At 72.4% G+C, this 13,897-nt stretch carries 10 protein-coding genes and 1 pseudogene; 7 read left to right on the top strand and 4 right to left on the bottom strand.

Annotated elements, in window-relative coordinates:
• The first annotated feature begins 131 nt into the window (after positions 1-131).
• The 3 genes and pseudogenes from C1N80_RS04560 to C1N80_RS04550 all read left to right on the top strand — a co-directional run bounded on the left by C1N80_RS04560 (position 132) and on the right by C1N80_RS04550 (position 2,105).
• Entirely contained in the window at positions 132-701 is a 570-nt protein-coding gene (locus C1N80_RS04560; RefSeq protein ID WP_137769695.1) for a dihydrofolate reductase family protein, read from the top strand.
• A 158-nt stretch (positions 702-859) separates the two neighbouring features.
• Positions 860-1,261, top strand: a pseudogene (locus C1N80_RS15750) (phytanoyl-CoA dioxygenase family protein); the annotation flags it as partial.
• Between the two features lie 190 nt (positions 1,262-1,451).
• Positions 1,452-2,105: a helix-turn-helix domain-containing protein gene (locus C1N80_RS04550; RefSeq protein ID WP_137769694.1), complete on the top strand. Its 654-nt coding sequence runs from the start codon at positions 1,452-1,454 to the stop codon at positions 2,103-2,105.
• Positions 2,106-2,123: 18 nt separating this feature from the next.
• Here the strand turns inward: C1N80_RS04550 and C1N80_RS04545 are convergent, their stop codons facing one another.
• Together C1N80_RS04545 and C1N80_RS04540 are read right to left on the bottom strand one after the other, a co-directional pair.
• Entirely contained in the window at positions 2,124-4,160 is a 2,037-nt protein-coding gene (locus C1N80_RS04545; protein ID WP_137769693.1) for an ABC transporter ATP-binding protein, read from the bottom strand.
• Positions 4,157-5,932, bottom strand: a complete 1,776-nt coding sequence (locus tag C1N80_RS04540; protein ID WP_137769692.1) for an ABC transporter ATP-binding protein — start codon at positions 5,930-5,932, stop codon at positions 4,157-4,159. The genes C1N80_RS04545 and C1N80_RS04540 overlap by 4 nt, the downstream gene beginning before the upstream one ends.
• Before the next feature lie 408 nt (positions 5,933-6,340).
• Here C1N80_RS04540 and C1N80_RS04535 point away from each other — a divergent pair, with 408 nt between their 5' ends.
• A complete protein-coding gene (locus C1N80_RS04535) occupies positions 6,341-7,327 on the top strand; it encodes a peptidoglycan-binding protein (RefSeq protein WP_137769691.1) in 987 nt (328 codons plus the stop codon).
• Between the two features lie 120 nt (positions 7,328-7,447).
• Positions 7,448-7,972, top strand: a complete 525-nt coding sequence (locus tag C1N80_RS04530; RefSeq protein ID WP_137769690.1) for a GNAT family N-acetyltransferase — start codon at positions 7,448-7,450, stop codon at positions 7,970-7,972.
• Positions 7,973-8,020: 48 nt separating this feature from the next.
• Here the strand turns inward: C1N80_RS04530 and C1N80_RS04525 are convergent, their stop codons facing one another.
• Together C1N80_RS04525 and C1N80_RS04520 are read right to left on the bottom strand one after the other, a co-directional pair.
• Positions 8,021-9,610, bottom strand: coding sequence for an AbgT family transporter (locus tag C1N80_RS04525; RefSeq protein WP_137769689.1), 1,590 nt, complete (start codon positions 9,608-9,610; stop codon positions 8,021-8,023).
• Between the two features lie 72 nt (positions 9,611-9,682).
• Complete coding sequence (locus C1N80_RS04520) at positions 9,683-11,044, bottom strand: M20 family metallopeptidase (RefSeq protein ID WP_137769688.1); 1,362 nt, start codon at positions 11,042-11,044, stop codon at positions 9,683-9,685.
• Positions 11,045-11,292: 248 nt separating this feature from the next.
• Here C1N80_RS04520 and C1N80_RS04515 point away from each other — a divergent pair, with 248 nt between their 5' ends.
• Positions 11,293-12,114: a PTS sugar transporter subunit IIA gene (locus C1N80_RS04515; protein ID WP_137769687.1), complete on the top strand. Its 822-nt coding sequence runs from the start codon at positions 11,293-11,295 to the stop codon at positions 12,112-12,114.
• A 45-nt stretch (positions 12,115-12,159) separates the two neighbouring features.
• Positions 12,160-13,737, top strand: coding sequence for a PTS ascorbate transporter subunit IIC (locus C1N80_RS04510; protein ID WP_137769686.1), 1,578 nt, complete (start codon positions 12,160-12,162; stop codon positions 13,735-13,737).
• Positions 13,738-13,897: the final 160 nt, after the last annotated feature.

Genomic DNA, 13,897 nt, shown 5'->3' with positions numbered 1-13,897 from the left:
CGACGGGATCCACCACGAGCGCCCGCGAGCCGCGATCAAAATCCGTGGCGCGGCGTCGCGTCCCCTGGCATCGTCGGGGCCCCAGGCGTCGTGGCCCCGTCGCGACGCTCCGCACCGGAGCAGGGAGTGACATGCGAGAGCTCGTGTACTACGTGGCCGTGAGCCTGGACGGCTGCATCGCCGGCCCCCAGGACCAGTTCGACGCCTTCCTCGTCGAGGGCGACCACATGGAGGGCATCAACGAGGAGTTCGGGGACGCGATCCCCACCGACATCGCCGCCCACCTCGGCATCCCCCAGAGCGGCGAGCGGTTCGGGACGGTGCTCATGGGGGCGACCACCCACGCGATGGGCCTGCCGGCCATGCCGAGCCCCTACCGCCACCTCGAGCAGATCGTGTTCACGCACCGCGAGCTCCCACCCGCGGAGAACCTCCGCACCACTACGGAGGACCCGGTCGCCGTGGTGCGCGCGCTCAAGGAGCAGCCCGGCGCGGACATCTGGCTGTGCGGCGGCGCGCAGCTCGCGACCCAGCTGCGCGGTGAGATCGACCGGCTCGTGCTCAAGCGCCAGCCGCTGCTGTTCGGCGCCGGCGTCCCGCTGTTCGCCCCGGGGGACTACGAGCCCGAGCCCTTCGCGCACGTGCGCACCCGGACCTTCGACTCCGGGGTGTCGCTGACGGAGTACGTGCGGGAGCGCTGAGCGCGAGCGCGCGGGGCGTCCGTCCGGCGAACCTCCGCGTCCGCCCCGCGCATGGTGGGGGCCGACGGCGGCTCCGTAGTGTCGAGCGCAGCCATGAGCTGATCGCCGCCCTGGACCGCGGCGACGACCCCACCTGGGACGCCGCCTCCGAGATCGCCATGGGCCGGGCGACCAGCGTCCAGCACCTGCACGACGCCCAGTTCCACGACGCCGCCTTCACCCGGCTGCTCGTCGACCCGCGCTTCACGGACGTCGCCGCGGCCGTCCTGCGCACCCCGAACGTGCAGCTGCACCAGACGAAGATGTTCATCAAGCCGCCGGAGAACGGCTCCCCGTTCCCGCCCCATCAGGACCACCCGTTCTTCCCTCACACCCATCACCGGGTGGCCGCCGCGATCTTCCACTTCGACGACGCCCCCGACGCGAAGGGCTGCGTGCGCATCGCGCCGGGCAGCCACCTCGCGGGACCGCGCGAGCACGACCCGAAGGGCAGCTTCAACCTCCCGGGCTTCCCCGTCGAGGAGCTCGTGCCGGTGGAGGCCGAGGCCGGCGACGTCCTGTTCTTCACCTACCTCACCGTGCACAGCTCCGGCGTCAACGTGAGCGACGAGGCCCGCACCACGTGGCTCGTGCAGTTCCGCGACCCGGCGGACCTCCCGCTCACGGACCACCACACGCACTCCCTGGGCCAGGGGCTCATCCTCGCCGGCCGTCTGGCGCAACACCCCCCACACCCACTCCTTCCACGAGGTGTGCCTGGCCTACGCGGGCTCCGGCACGTTCACCGTGGAGGGCGAGGTGCACGAGATCGTCTCCCGTCCCGAGGCCGGCCTCGGCATCGCCTTCTGGGGGTTCGCCCTGGACACCACCGCCCTGCCCGAGGGCCCCGGCTGGTGGGACGGCCTGCTGCGCCGCGAGCGCCCGCTCGTCTCGCCCCGCCTCGGCTCGCTGCCCGCGATCGTCTCCGCGCTCGCCGCGGAGGCCGCCAGTCCGCGCTCCGGTGTGGACGCGCAGGTCAGGGCGCTCGGCTCGGCGCTCGTGATCGAGACGGCACGGGCCTTCGCCGCCCCCGAGGACCTCGCGGTCACCCTCGACCCCGGGGCGCGCGCCACCTCCGCCGTCGCCGCCATGCGCGGCTATCTCGCGGACAACCTCGCCCGACCGATCCGCGTGGAGGACGTCGCCGCGGTCGCGCACCTCTCCGACCGTCACGCCGCGCGGCTGTTCGGGCAGGAGACCGGCACCCCGATGATCGCGGAGCTGCGGCGGCTGCGGCTCGAGCACGCGGCGCGGCTGCTGGAGTCGGAGCGGCCCGTGGCGCAGGTGGCCCGGGAGTGCAGCTACCCCGAGTCGCGGCCCTTCATCACCGCGTTCCGCGCCCTCGGCGGCACCCTGCACCTGTGAGCAGGGTGCCGCCGGGCATCACTCCGCGGCAGGTCGCTCCGGGGCCGGGAGATCGTCCCCGCTCACCGCGGCGAGTTCGCCGGTCACGGTCGCGGAGGCCTCGAGCACGGCCGCCTCCTCGTCGGGGTCGGTGCCCTCGGAGAACTGCGACCAGTACAGGCGGTGGTAGGCGCCCTCCGCCGCGAGCAGCGCCTCGTGGGAGCCCTGCTCGACGATGTCGCCGTGCTCCATCACGAGGATGACGTCGGCGTCGCGGATCGTGGAGAGCCGGTGCGCGATGACGAAGCTCGTGCGGTCGGTGCGCAGCGCCGCCATCGCCTCCTGCACGAGGACCTCGGTGCGGGTGTCCACGCTCGAGGTGGCCTCGTCGAGGATCAGCAGCGCCGGATCGGCGAGGAAGGCGCGGGCGATCGTGATGAGCTGCCGCTCGCCGGCGGAGACGTTCGCGCCCTCGTCCTCGATGACCGTGTCGTAGCCCTCGGGGAGGGTGCGCACGAAGCGGTCGACGTAGGTCGCGCGGGCCGCCTCGACCACCTCCTCGTCGCTCGCCCCGAGGCGCCCGTAGCGGATGTTCTCGCGGATCGTGCCGCCGAACAGCACGGCGTCCTGGAGCACCATGCCCACCCGGCTGCGCACCGCGCCGCGGTCCAGCGCCCGGATGTCCACGCCGTCGAGGCGGATCTCGCCGCGGTCGATCTCGTAGAAGCGCATCACGAGGTTCACGAGCGTGGTCTTGCCGGCGCCCGTCGGCCCGACGATCGCGATCGTCTGGCCGGGCTCCGCGACGAGCGAGAGATCCGTGATGAGCGGCTTGTCCGGGCTGTAGGAGAAGGCGACGTGCGCGAACTCGACGCGGCCGCGCACCTCGGCGGGTGCCGCCGCGGGGGCGATCGCCCGCTCGGCGACGGTGCCGTCGGCCTGCGCCTCGGCGACGGTGATCCCGCCGTCGGGCTGCTCCTCCTCCGCGTCGAGCAGCTCGAAGATGCGCTCGGCGGAGGCGACGCCGGAGATCAGCATGTTCGCCATGCCGGCGACCTCGCCGAGCGGCGCGTTGAACTCGCGGGAGTACTGGATGAACGCGACGACCGCACCGAGGGACATCTGGCCGCTCGCGACGCGCAGGCCGCCCACGACCGCGATGCCGACGTAGCCGAGGTAGGTCACCCACTGCATGATCGGCATGATCATCCCGGAGAAGAACTGGGCCTTGAAGGCGGCCTCGAACAGCTCCTCGTTGCGCTCGTCGAAGGTCTCCCGCATCGCGTCCTGGCGGTCGAAGACGGTGACCAGGTCGTGCCCGGTGAAGGACTCCTCGACGTGGCCGTTGAGGCGGCCGGTGTTGCGCCACTGGGCGGTGAAGAGCTTCTGCGAGCGGGAGCCGATGATCCCGACGACCACGCCGGAGATCGGCAGCGCCACGAGGGCGATGAGCGCGAGCTGCCAGGACAGCCAGAACATCATCACGGTGATGCCGATGATCGTCAGCACCGCGTAGACGAGGGAGGCGAAGGCCTGCTGGAGCGCCGTCTGCACGTTGTCGACGTCGTTCGTGGTGCGGGAGAGCAGGTCGCCGCGCTGGCGGGTGTCGAAGTAGCGCAGCGGCAGGCGGTTGATCTTGGTCTCGATGCGCTCGCGCAGGCGGAACACGATCCGCATGACGATGTCGTTGAGCACGCGACCCTGCAGCCAGTTGAACAGGGACGCGACGACGTACATCGCGAGGACGACCACGAGCAGGCGGCCGAGCGCCCCGAAGTCCACGCCGTTCCCGGAGGCGACGCCGTCGACGATGACGTCGATCGCGTCGCCGAGGATCGTGGGCGCCCACACGGTGAGCACGGTCGCGATGAGGCCGAAGGTGAGCACGACGGCGAGGCCGAGCTTGTGGTCGCTGAAGGTGGAGAACAGTCGCTTCGCGGTGGGCCAGAAGGCCTTCGCCTTACGGGGCGGGCCGCCGCCCCATTCGCTCTCCATGGAGCCCTGCATCTGGACGATCTCGTCGTCGGTGAGGTCCTGGGTCGCGGCGTCGGCCGGGGTGGGGGTCTTCTCGCTCATGCCGGCTCCTCCACGGTGATCTGGGAGTCGACGATCTCCCGGTAGGTCTCCGACGAGCCGAGCAGCTCCTCGTGGGTGCCGCGGCCGACGATCCGCCCCTGGTCCAGGACGAGGATCTGATCGGCGTCGGTGATGGTCGAGATGCGCTGGGCGACGATGAGCACCGTCGCGCCCGCGGTGTGCTCGGCGAGCGCCGCGCGGACCTTCGCATCGGTCGTGACGTCGAGCGCGGAGAACGAGTCGTCGAAGACGTACACGCGCGGCGCGGCGACGAGGGTGCGGGCGATGCACAGGCGCTGGCGCTGGCCGCCCGAGACGTCGGTGCCGCCCTGCGAGATCGTCGAGTCCAGGCCCGTCGCGGCGGCGTCCCCGCTGCCGGTGGTGCGATCGCGGACGAAGCCGGAGGCCTGCGCGACCTCGAGCGCCGCGTGCAGGGTCTCCTCGCTCGCCGCGGGGTCGCCGAAGCGGAGGTTCTCCGCGACGGTGCCGGAGAACAGGTAGGGACGCTGCGGGACGAGGCCGACGGCGGCGCTGAGCGAGGCCCGGGAGAGGTCCGTGACGGGCACGCCCTCGATGAGGACCTGGCCGGAGGTCGCGTCGTGCAGGCGCGGGACGAGGCTGACGAGGCTCGTCTTGCCGGAGCCGGTCGCGCCGATGATGGCGGTGGTGCGACCGGCGGGGGCGGTGAAGGAGACGCCGTCGAGCACCGGGGACTCGGCGCCGGGGTAGGAGAAGCTCACGTCGCGGAACTCGACGCTCGCGCCGACGGCGGCGCCGGGGGCGGGCACGGGCAGCTCGCGCGGGGCGGTGGGCTCGGCGAGGGTGGGCGTGGTCTGGAGCACCTCGCCGATGCGGCGCCCGCCGACGACCGCGCGCGGGAACATCATGACCATGAAGGTGCCCATCATGACGGCCATGAGGATCTGCAGGAGGTACTGCATGAAGGCGGTCAGCGAACCGACCTGCACGAGGCCCGCGTCCACGCGGTGACCGCCGAACCACAGCACGGCGGCGGTCGCGAGGTGGAGGACGACGGTGATCGCGGGGCCCATGAGCACGAACAGCCGGCCGATCCGGACGGAGGTGTCGGTGAGCAGCTGGTTGGCGTCGGTGAAGCGGGAGGACTCGTGCTGCTCGCGCACGAAGGCGCGGACGACGCGGATGCCCATGAGCTGCTCGCGCATGACGCCGTTGATGCCGTCGATGTTGTCCTGCATGCGCTGGAACAGCGGCATGAGGCGCACGACGAGCAGGCCGACGATGACGAGCAGGACGGGCACGGAGACCCACACGAGCCAGGACAGGCCCGGGTCCTCGCGCACGGCCATGACGATGCCGCCGATCGACATGATCGGCACCATGACCATGAAGTTCAGGCCCATGAGCACGAGCATCTGGACCTGCTGGACGTCGTTCGTGGCGCGGGTGATGAGGGTCGGGGCGCCGAAGCGGCCCATCTCCTCGGTGGAGAAGCGGTCCACGCGCGTGTAGACCGCACGGCGGAGGTCCCGGCCGATGCCCATGGCGGCGCGGGCGCCGAACCAGACGGAGGCGATCGCGGTGACGACCTGGACGAGGGCGACGACGAGCATCACGCCGCCCACGCGCCAGATGTAGTCGGTGTCCCCGGTCGCGACGCCGTGGTCGATGATGTCCGCGTTGAGGCTGGGCAGGTACAGGGTGGCGAGCACGGTCGCGAGCTGCAGCACGAGCACGGCGCCGACGTGCGGGAGGTAGGGCCGGCCGTATCGGCGCAGGAGGGTCCAGAGCATGAGGATCCTTGGGGTGGAGGGTCCGAGTGAGGGGTGTTCGGGGGCGTGGGAGAGAGCGGTGGGCCGTCCCGCCGTCCCGAGCGTAGGAGGGGCTGAGGACAGGTCCTGTCCTCGAAGCCGTGGGCGCCGCGCGGGGCGCGCGACAAGGCGTCCCATCCTGCACCGGGCAGGGCGCGGGGCGCACCCGACTTTCGGTGGAGATCGGGCGTCCGCCGCGGCGCCGCTTCGAGGGCGCGGCCGTCCCGTTCTCCTGATGACGGGGCAGTAGCGTTTCGACGAACAGTCCCCGATGTGCTGTCGGTGGGAGCGATCGTCGACCGAGGCTTCAGGAGTTCACGCATCGAGGTCCGATCACGGTTCGCCCTAACCGGTCGACGGCCCGATCACGACATCGACGGAGACCCCGCCATGACGAAGTCCCCCCTCCCTGCGCTCGACCGCCGCGCCCTGCTCCGCGGCGTCGGCGCCGCCGGCCTGCTCACCGCCGGCGGGCTGATCGTCCCCACGTCGGCCCACGCGCTGTCCACCTCCGGCGTCCAGAAGTCGCTGTGGGGCCTCTACTACTACAGCGGTGCGATCGACGGTCGACTCGGTGCGATGTCCATCGCCGCGGTCAAGTCCTTCCAGGCCGACCGCGCCCTCGTGGTCGACGGGAACGCCGGATCGATCACCCAGGCCGAGCTCGTGAAGGTCGTCAAGGCCGTGCAGAAGGCGCTGGGCCTCGTCGTCGACGGCGACTACGGCAGCGTCACGGTCGCCGCCGTGAAGAAGTACCAGTCCTCCAAGGGTCTCGTCGCCGACGGTCGATCCGGAGCGCTGACCATGTCGAAGCTCGGCGTGCGCCGCGTGGTCGGGACCTCCTCCTCGTCGGGGAAGCTCGTGGTGATCGACCAGATGGACACGGGACATTTCAGCGCCGAGAACTGCGGCCCGACGGCCGCGGTCATCGCGCTGGTCGCCGTCGGAAAGACCCCGAGCGGATACCGGGCATCGGTCACCGGCAACGCGAAGGTCGTGCAGAACATGCGCGTCTCCTGCGGTCTCTCCCCCGCCGGGCAGCCGATGAAGAAGAGCGTCAGCTACGTCGGCTCCGACCTCACCGACCTGGCCCGCGGTATCAAGGCCAACAAGGGGTCCGCCTCGCAGGTCACCTTCGCCGCCGCGGTCGACGCCGCAGCCGCCGGGAAGACGACCATCCTGCACGTCAACCACGGGAAGCTGCTCGGCATCTCCGGGGCGAACTACGGGCACTACGTCGTGGCGAAGGGGAAGGACTCCTCCGGGAGGATCCTGGTCTCCGATCCTGGCCGCGCCAAGAGCATCGGGATCAAGGGATACAGCCGCGCCGCGCTGCTGAAGGCGCTGCAGAAGGACCGGGGCCTGATCGTCGGCTGATCCCCGGGGTGCCGGGACGGGACCACGGTGGTCCCGTCCCGGCACGACCTGATCAGGGCGTTCGGGAACCCGAGAAGAACCTGCTCGTCCGCAGGGACCTCCACCGGCGATACTGACCCCATGAGCCTGAGCTTCCCCCTCCGCACCGCGCGCCTCGAGCTGCGCCCCTTCACGGTGCAGGACGTGCCCGCCGCGGCTGCCGTCTACGGGGACGCCGAGGTCATGCGGCATGTGGGTGAGGGCGGAGCGGTCGACGCCGACGAGGCGGCCGCGATGGTGGCCGCCTACATCGCTCATCAGCGCGAGCACGGCCTCGGATTCTGGGCGGTGGTCGACAGGGCCGATGGCGCACTGATCGGGGATGCAGGTTTCGAGCTCACCGAGCACGGGCTCGAGCTGGGCTACACGCTGCGTCGGGACCGCTGGGGCCAGGGGCTCGCGACCGAGGCCGCCCGGGCCTGCCTCGAGGCGGCAAGGGAGCTGGGCCATCGCGAGGTGGTGGCCCTCGTGGATGCGGCGAACCCCGCCTCCGCGCACGTGCTTCAGAAGCTCGGCTTCACCGAGGGCGCTGCCGACGGCGGGGGCATCGGCACCGTCGTGTCCTACGGCCGGCCCCACCGGCTCCTCCGCCTCACCCTGCGCTGACCGCGGGCGACCTCGGCACCGCCCGTCGGCCCCTCCAGCTCTCCCGCCTCACTCCCCGAGCATGATCCCGGTGCCGGGGCCCAGCGGGAGGCCGGTGAAGAAGAAGATCGCGAGGATCGCCGTCCACACCACCCAGAACGGGACCACGAAGGGCAGCATGCGCGCGAACATCGTGCCGAGGCCCGCGGCGGGCTCGTACTTCCGCAGCATGCCCAGCAGCACGACCATGTACGGGTTCATCGGGGTGATGACCTGGGTGGCGGAGTCGCCCACGCGGAACGCGGCCTGCGTGAACGCCGGCTCGTAGCCGAGCAGCGCGAACATCGGCACGAACACCGCGGCCATGATCGTCCACATGCCCGAGCCGGAGATGATGAAGAGGTTCAGGCAGCTCGCCAGCAGGATGAACCCGATGATCGCGGGGAAGCCCGTCAGGCCGATCCCCTCGAGGCCAGCGGCGCCCGTCACGGCGATCCAGGAGCCGATGCCGGACCAGTTGAACAGGGCGATGAACTGCCCCAGCACGAACGCGAGCACGATGAAGGGGAGCATCTCCTTCAGGGCGTCGGTCATCATCCGCACGCCGTCGGCGCTCGAGCGGATCGTGCCGACGACGATCCCGTAGGCGAGCCCCACCACCACGAAGTACGCGAAGACGAGGAACACGATCGAGTCCAGCAGCGGCGAGGAGGGCAGGAATCCGCCCTCCTCGTTGCGCCACGGGGAGGCGGGGACCAGCGTCGCCACGAGCACCACGGCCGTGAGCACCACGGCGGCGAGGACGGCGACGAGCAGGCCCTTGTTCTCCTGCGGGCTGAGGGCGGCGCGCATCTGCTCGGCGTCGGTCCCGCCGCTCCCGGACTCGCCGTCCTCCACGGTCTCGTCGCGCGGGACGTCGGTGCGCACGAGCCGCGGCTCGAGCACCCGGTCGATGACGAAGCCCGCGACGAGGCCCAGCACGAGCGAGGAGGCGATGTTGAACCACCAGTTCGAGACCGGGTTCACCGGGGTCGCGCCGAGGCCCGGCAGCGCCTCCATCACGGAGGTGGTGATGCCCGCGAAGAGCGCGTCGAGGCTGGTGGGGAAGATGTTCGTGGAGTAGCCGGCGCCCGCCGCGGCGAAGCCGCCGAGCAGGCCCGCGACCGGGTGACGTCCCGCGGCCTTGAACACGAGCGCCGCGAGCGGCGGGACGACCACGAAGGCGGAGTCCGCCATGATCGAGGAGATGACGCCGACGAAGCCCACGACGTACGGCAGCATCCAGCGCGGCGAGGAGCCGAAGGTCTTGCGGATGATCGCGGCGAGCATGCCGGAGTGCTGGGCCACGCCGATCGCGAGCAGGATCGGCATGACCGTCTTCAGCGGCGGGAAGCCGATGTAGTTCTCCCCGAGGTTGCTCGTGAGCCAGGTGAGTCCCTCCGCGGTGAACAGCCCCTTGATGACCGTGGCCTCCTCCGCGCCGGGCACGGAGACGGTCACCCCGGCCGCGGCCATCGCGGTCGAGACGATCCCGGTGATCGCGAACAGGATGAGGAACAGCATGAACGGCTCGGGGAGCTTGTTCCCGAGCCGCTCCACCCCGCCGAGGAAGCGGTCGGTGAGGGGCGGGCGGCCGGTGGGCGTCGTGGCGGTGCTCATGAGGGGGGCTCCAGACGGGCGTCGGGGACGGGGAGAGGAGAGGAGAGGGACGGGGAGAGGAGAGGGACGGGGTCAGTCGAAGTAGGAGGGCACGTCGATCGCGCCGCCGGCCGCCGCGAACTCGCCGGCGACCTCCGCCGCGAGCGCCGGGTCGTGGAGCACGTCGAGCAGCGTCGCGGCGAGGCCGTAGGCGCCGTCGGCCGCGGCGGCGCGCGCGATCGACCCCGTGGACTGGGCGGCGAACTCGCGCGTGTGCAGGGCGGCCTCGGCGTCGGAGGTCTGGATCAGCGGGTGCATGCCGGGCAGGCGGTAGCTGACGTTGCCGAAGTCCGTGGAGGCGGCGAGCGAGGGGGACACCACGCCGAGCGGCAGCGGGTCGCGGCCGCGGCGGCGCTGCGACTCGACCCAGCGGCCGGTGAGCGCCTGGTTGGTGCGCACGGGCAGCGAGGGCGGGTGCTCGTCCCAGTCGATGCTCACGCCCACGCCGGCCATGAGCGCGGCGCCGCGGGCGACGTCCTCGACGCGGCGCGAGAGGTCCTTGAGGGTCTCGGGCCGCTGCGAGCGCACGTACATCTCGACCACGGCGACATCCGGGATGACGCTCGCGCGGTCCCCGCCCTCGGTGATGATCGCGTGGAGGCGGTCCGACGGCGGCGTCTGCTGCCGCAGCAGCCCCACACCCTGGTACATGAGGCTCGCGCCGTCCAGGGCGTTGCGCCCCATGAAGGGCTGCGCGGAGGCGTGGGCGGTGTGCCCGTGGAAGGTGACCTTGAGGGTTCGCCGGCCGAGCCACACCTGGTCGGCGAGGTCGTAGGCGGGGTAGCCGTGCGCCATGACCGCGGCGTCGAGGCCGTCGAAGGCGCCCTCGCGGGCCATGTACTCCTTGCCGGTGTGGCCCTCCTCGGCGGGCGTGCCGAGGTAGACGACGGTGCCAGGGACGGCCGACGGATCCTCCTGTGCGAGCGCATGGATCGCGAGGAAGGCCCCGAGCCCCATGACGGCGATGACGTTGTGGCCGCAGCCGTGGCCCACGCCGGGCAGGGCGTCGTACTCGGAGAGCACGGCGAGCGTGGGCCCCTCGCCCTCGCCGTGGATCTCCGCGCGGATCGCGGTGTCCAGGCCGTGCACGCCGAGCTGCGCCTCGATCCCGTGCTCGGCGAGGATCGCGACGATCGCGGCGGCGGAGCGGTGCTCCTCGAAGGCGACCTCGGGGTGCGCGGCGAGGTCGAGCATGAGGTCCACCATCGCGCCGGAATCCGCCTCGACTGCCTGCTCGAGGCGGGTCAGCAGCGCCGCGGGCGCGCCGGCGAAGGCGGAGCCGGGGTGGCGCTCGGTGGCGACGGCCGCGGCCTGCTCCTCGTGGAGCTGGTCGAGGTAGGCGTGCGAGGGCGTGGTGGGGGTCGCCTCGTCGTGGGGCGCGCGATGGGAGGACATGCGCTCCAACGTATCGGTTCCCGGCCAGGTCACGCGCCGTTCCCGAGAGGTTCCCTGGACGGGGGCCGCGGAGCTGGGCGGATGCGCTCGCGGGGCCCGCGCGGGCGGGCCGTCCGTCGGGTCGGTCTCCTCCCCCGGCACCGCCGACGACGCGGGCCGCGGCGCGGTCCTACACTCGGCGCGGGCGTCCCCCAGGGCCGGTCCCCTCGACCCGCCGCCCGTCCCGCTCCGTCCCCGAGGAGAGTCCCGTGTCCCAGCTGAGCGATCTCGTCGACCCCGCCGCGATCAGCCTCCAGAACCCCGCCGCGACCTGGCGCGATGTGATCACCGCCGCCGGCGCCCTGCTCGAGTCCACGGGCGCCGTGGATCCCGCGTACACCGCGGCGATGATCCGCAGCGTCGAGGAGCACGGCCCGTACATCGTCATCGCCCCGGGCTTCGCGCTCGCCCATGCCCGGCCCGACGCCTCCGTGCACCGCACCGCGATGTCGGTGCTGCGCCCGCAGGCCCCGATCGTCTTCGGACACGAGAGCAACGATCCGGTCACGCTGGTCGTCGCCCTCGCCGCCGCGGACCCCTCCGCCCACCAGCAGGCGCTCGCGGCCCTCGCGGGGATCCTCGCGGATCCCGCGCGCCGCGCGGCGCTCGACGAGGCCGCGACCCCGGAGCAGGTTCTCGCGGTGCTCGGCGCGGAGCGCCCCACCGCCTCGGCCCCGTCGGCCGCGGCCGCCACGACCGCCACCGAGTCGGCCACGGTCGACCCCGACGAGCCGACGGTCCCCTCGAAGAACCTGCTGCTCACCGTGTGCGGCAACGGTCTGGGCACGAGCCTGTTCCTCAAGAACACGGCGGAGACCGTGCTCGGCACCTGGGGCTGGGGCTCGCTGCTCTCCGTCGAGGCGACGGACACGATCTCCGCGAAGGGCCGCGCCAAGGAGGCGGACGCGATCCTCACCTCCGGCGCGATCGCCCAGACCCTCGGCGAGGTCGGCGTGCCCGTCCACGTCATCGAGAACTTCACCTCGACCGCGGAGGTCGACGCCGCGCTGCGCCGCCTCTACGCCGTCTGACCCCTCCCTCTCCCCCGTCCCCACCGCAGCATCGGAGGCTCCCTCGTGACCGTCCTCGTCGCGATCGCCCAGTTCCTCGTCAACGAGATCCTCAGCGTCCCCGCGTATCTCATCGGCATCATCACCGCCATCGGCCTCATCGCCCTGCGCCGCAGCGTCGGCCAGGTCGCGGGCGGTGCCATCAAGGCCGTCCTCGGCTTCCTGCTCATCGGCGCCGGAGCGACCCTCGTCAGCGCCTCCCTCACCCCGCTCGGGGCGATGATCCAGGGCGCGCTCGGCGCCCAGGGCGTCGTCCCCACGAACGAGGCGATCGCCGGCATCGCCCAGGAGGAGTTCGGGGCGCAGGTCTCCTGGCTCATGATCCTGGGCTTCGTGGTCGCGATCCTGCTGGCCCGCTTCACGCCCCTGCGCTACGTCTTCCTCACCGGCCACCACCTGCTGTTCATGGCCACCCTCATCACGATCGTCATGGCCTCCGCGGGCATGCCCTCGCCCGTGGTGGTCGTGCTCGGCGCGGTGCTGCTGGGCGTGCTCATGGTGTCCCTGCCCGCGCTCGCCCAGCCCTGGACCCGCCGCGTCTCCGGCGACGACTCGATCGCGATCGGCCACTTCGGCACCGCCGGCTACATCGCCGCGGGCGCCGTCGGCCGGCTCGTGGACCCGAAGGGGAGGAGCCGCTCCACGGAGGACATCCACGTCCCCGAGGGGCTGCGCTTCCTGCGTGACTCGATGGTCGCGACGGCCCTGTCGATGGTGCTCATGTACGTCGTGGTCGCCGTGCTGTACGTGGTGCGCGCCGGCCAGGAGACCGCCTTCGGCGCCTTCGAGAACGGCGCGACCGGCATCGGCAACTACCTCATGCAGTCCGTGACCCAGGGCCTCCAGTTCGGCATCGCGGTCGCCGTGATCCTCTTCGGCGTGCGCACGATCCTCGGCGAGCTCGTCCCCGCCTTCCAGGGCATCGCCGCGAAGGTCGTCCCCGGGGCGATCCCCGCGCTCGACGCCCCGATCGTGTTCCCGTACGCGCAGAACGCCGTGCTCATCGGCTTCCTCTCGAGCTTCGCGGGCGGCCTGCTGGGCCTGCTGCTGCTCGGCGTGTGGCTCGGCCCGGCCCTGGGCCTCGCGCTCGTGCTGCCGGGCCTCGTGCCCCACTTCTTCACGGGCGGCGCGGCCGGCGTGTACGGCAACGCGACCGGCGGCCAGCGCGGCGCGGTCGCGGGTGGCCTGGTCAACGGCCTGCTCGTGACCTTCCTGCCCGCGCTGCTGCTCAAGGTGCTCGGCAGCTTCGGCTCGGCGAACACGACCTTCGGCGACACGGACTTCGGCTGGTTCGGCATCCTCATCGGCTACGGCGCCCGCACGGGTGTGGTGAGCGGCGTCGTGCTGCTCGTGCTCATCGGCGCCGCGATCCTCGGCGCCGCCCTGCTCGTGCAGCGTCGTGTGGTGGACGCCGGCTGGGACCCCGCCCCGGCGCGCGGCGCGGCCGGCGAGGGTGCGACCTCCGGCGCTCAGGCCGCGCCGAGCGACCGGTCGACGGGCTCCGCCACCGCCGGCGCCACCGCCCACCCGCGGGTCGCGCCGCCCGTCGGCGCACCCGTCCCGCCCCCGCCGCCGGAGTCCTGACCGGGCGGCGGGCGCGCCGGGGCACTAGCATTCCCCCACGGCCACACCCCGGCCGCCCGCCGCTCCCCCGTCCGGACCACACCCCGGCCCGACGGTCCCCGCGGCCCGCCGACGCCCCCGTCGGCCCACGACCCTGCCCCCGGGCAGGGCCCGCGCGATC

This window comes from Brachybacterium sp. SGAir0954 (assembly GCF_005490785.1).
GTDB classification, from domain to species: domain Bacteria; phylum Actinomycetota; class Actinomycetes; order Actinomycetales; family Dermabacteraceae; genus Brachybacterium; species Brachybacterium rhamnosum.
This window is presented reverse-complemented; position numbering and strand designations above follow the sequence as displayed.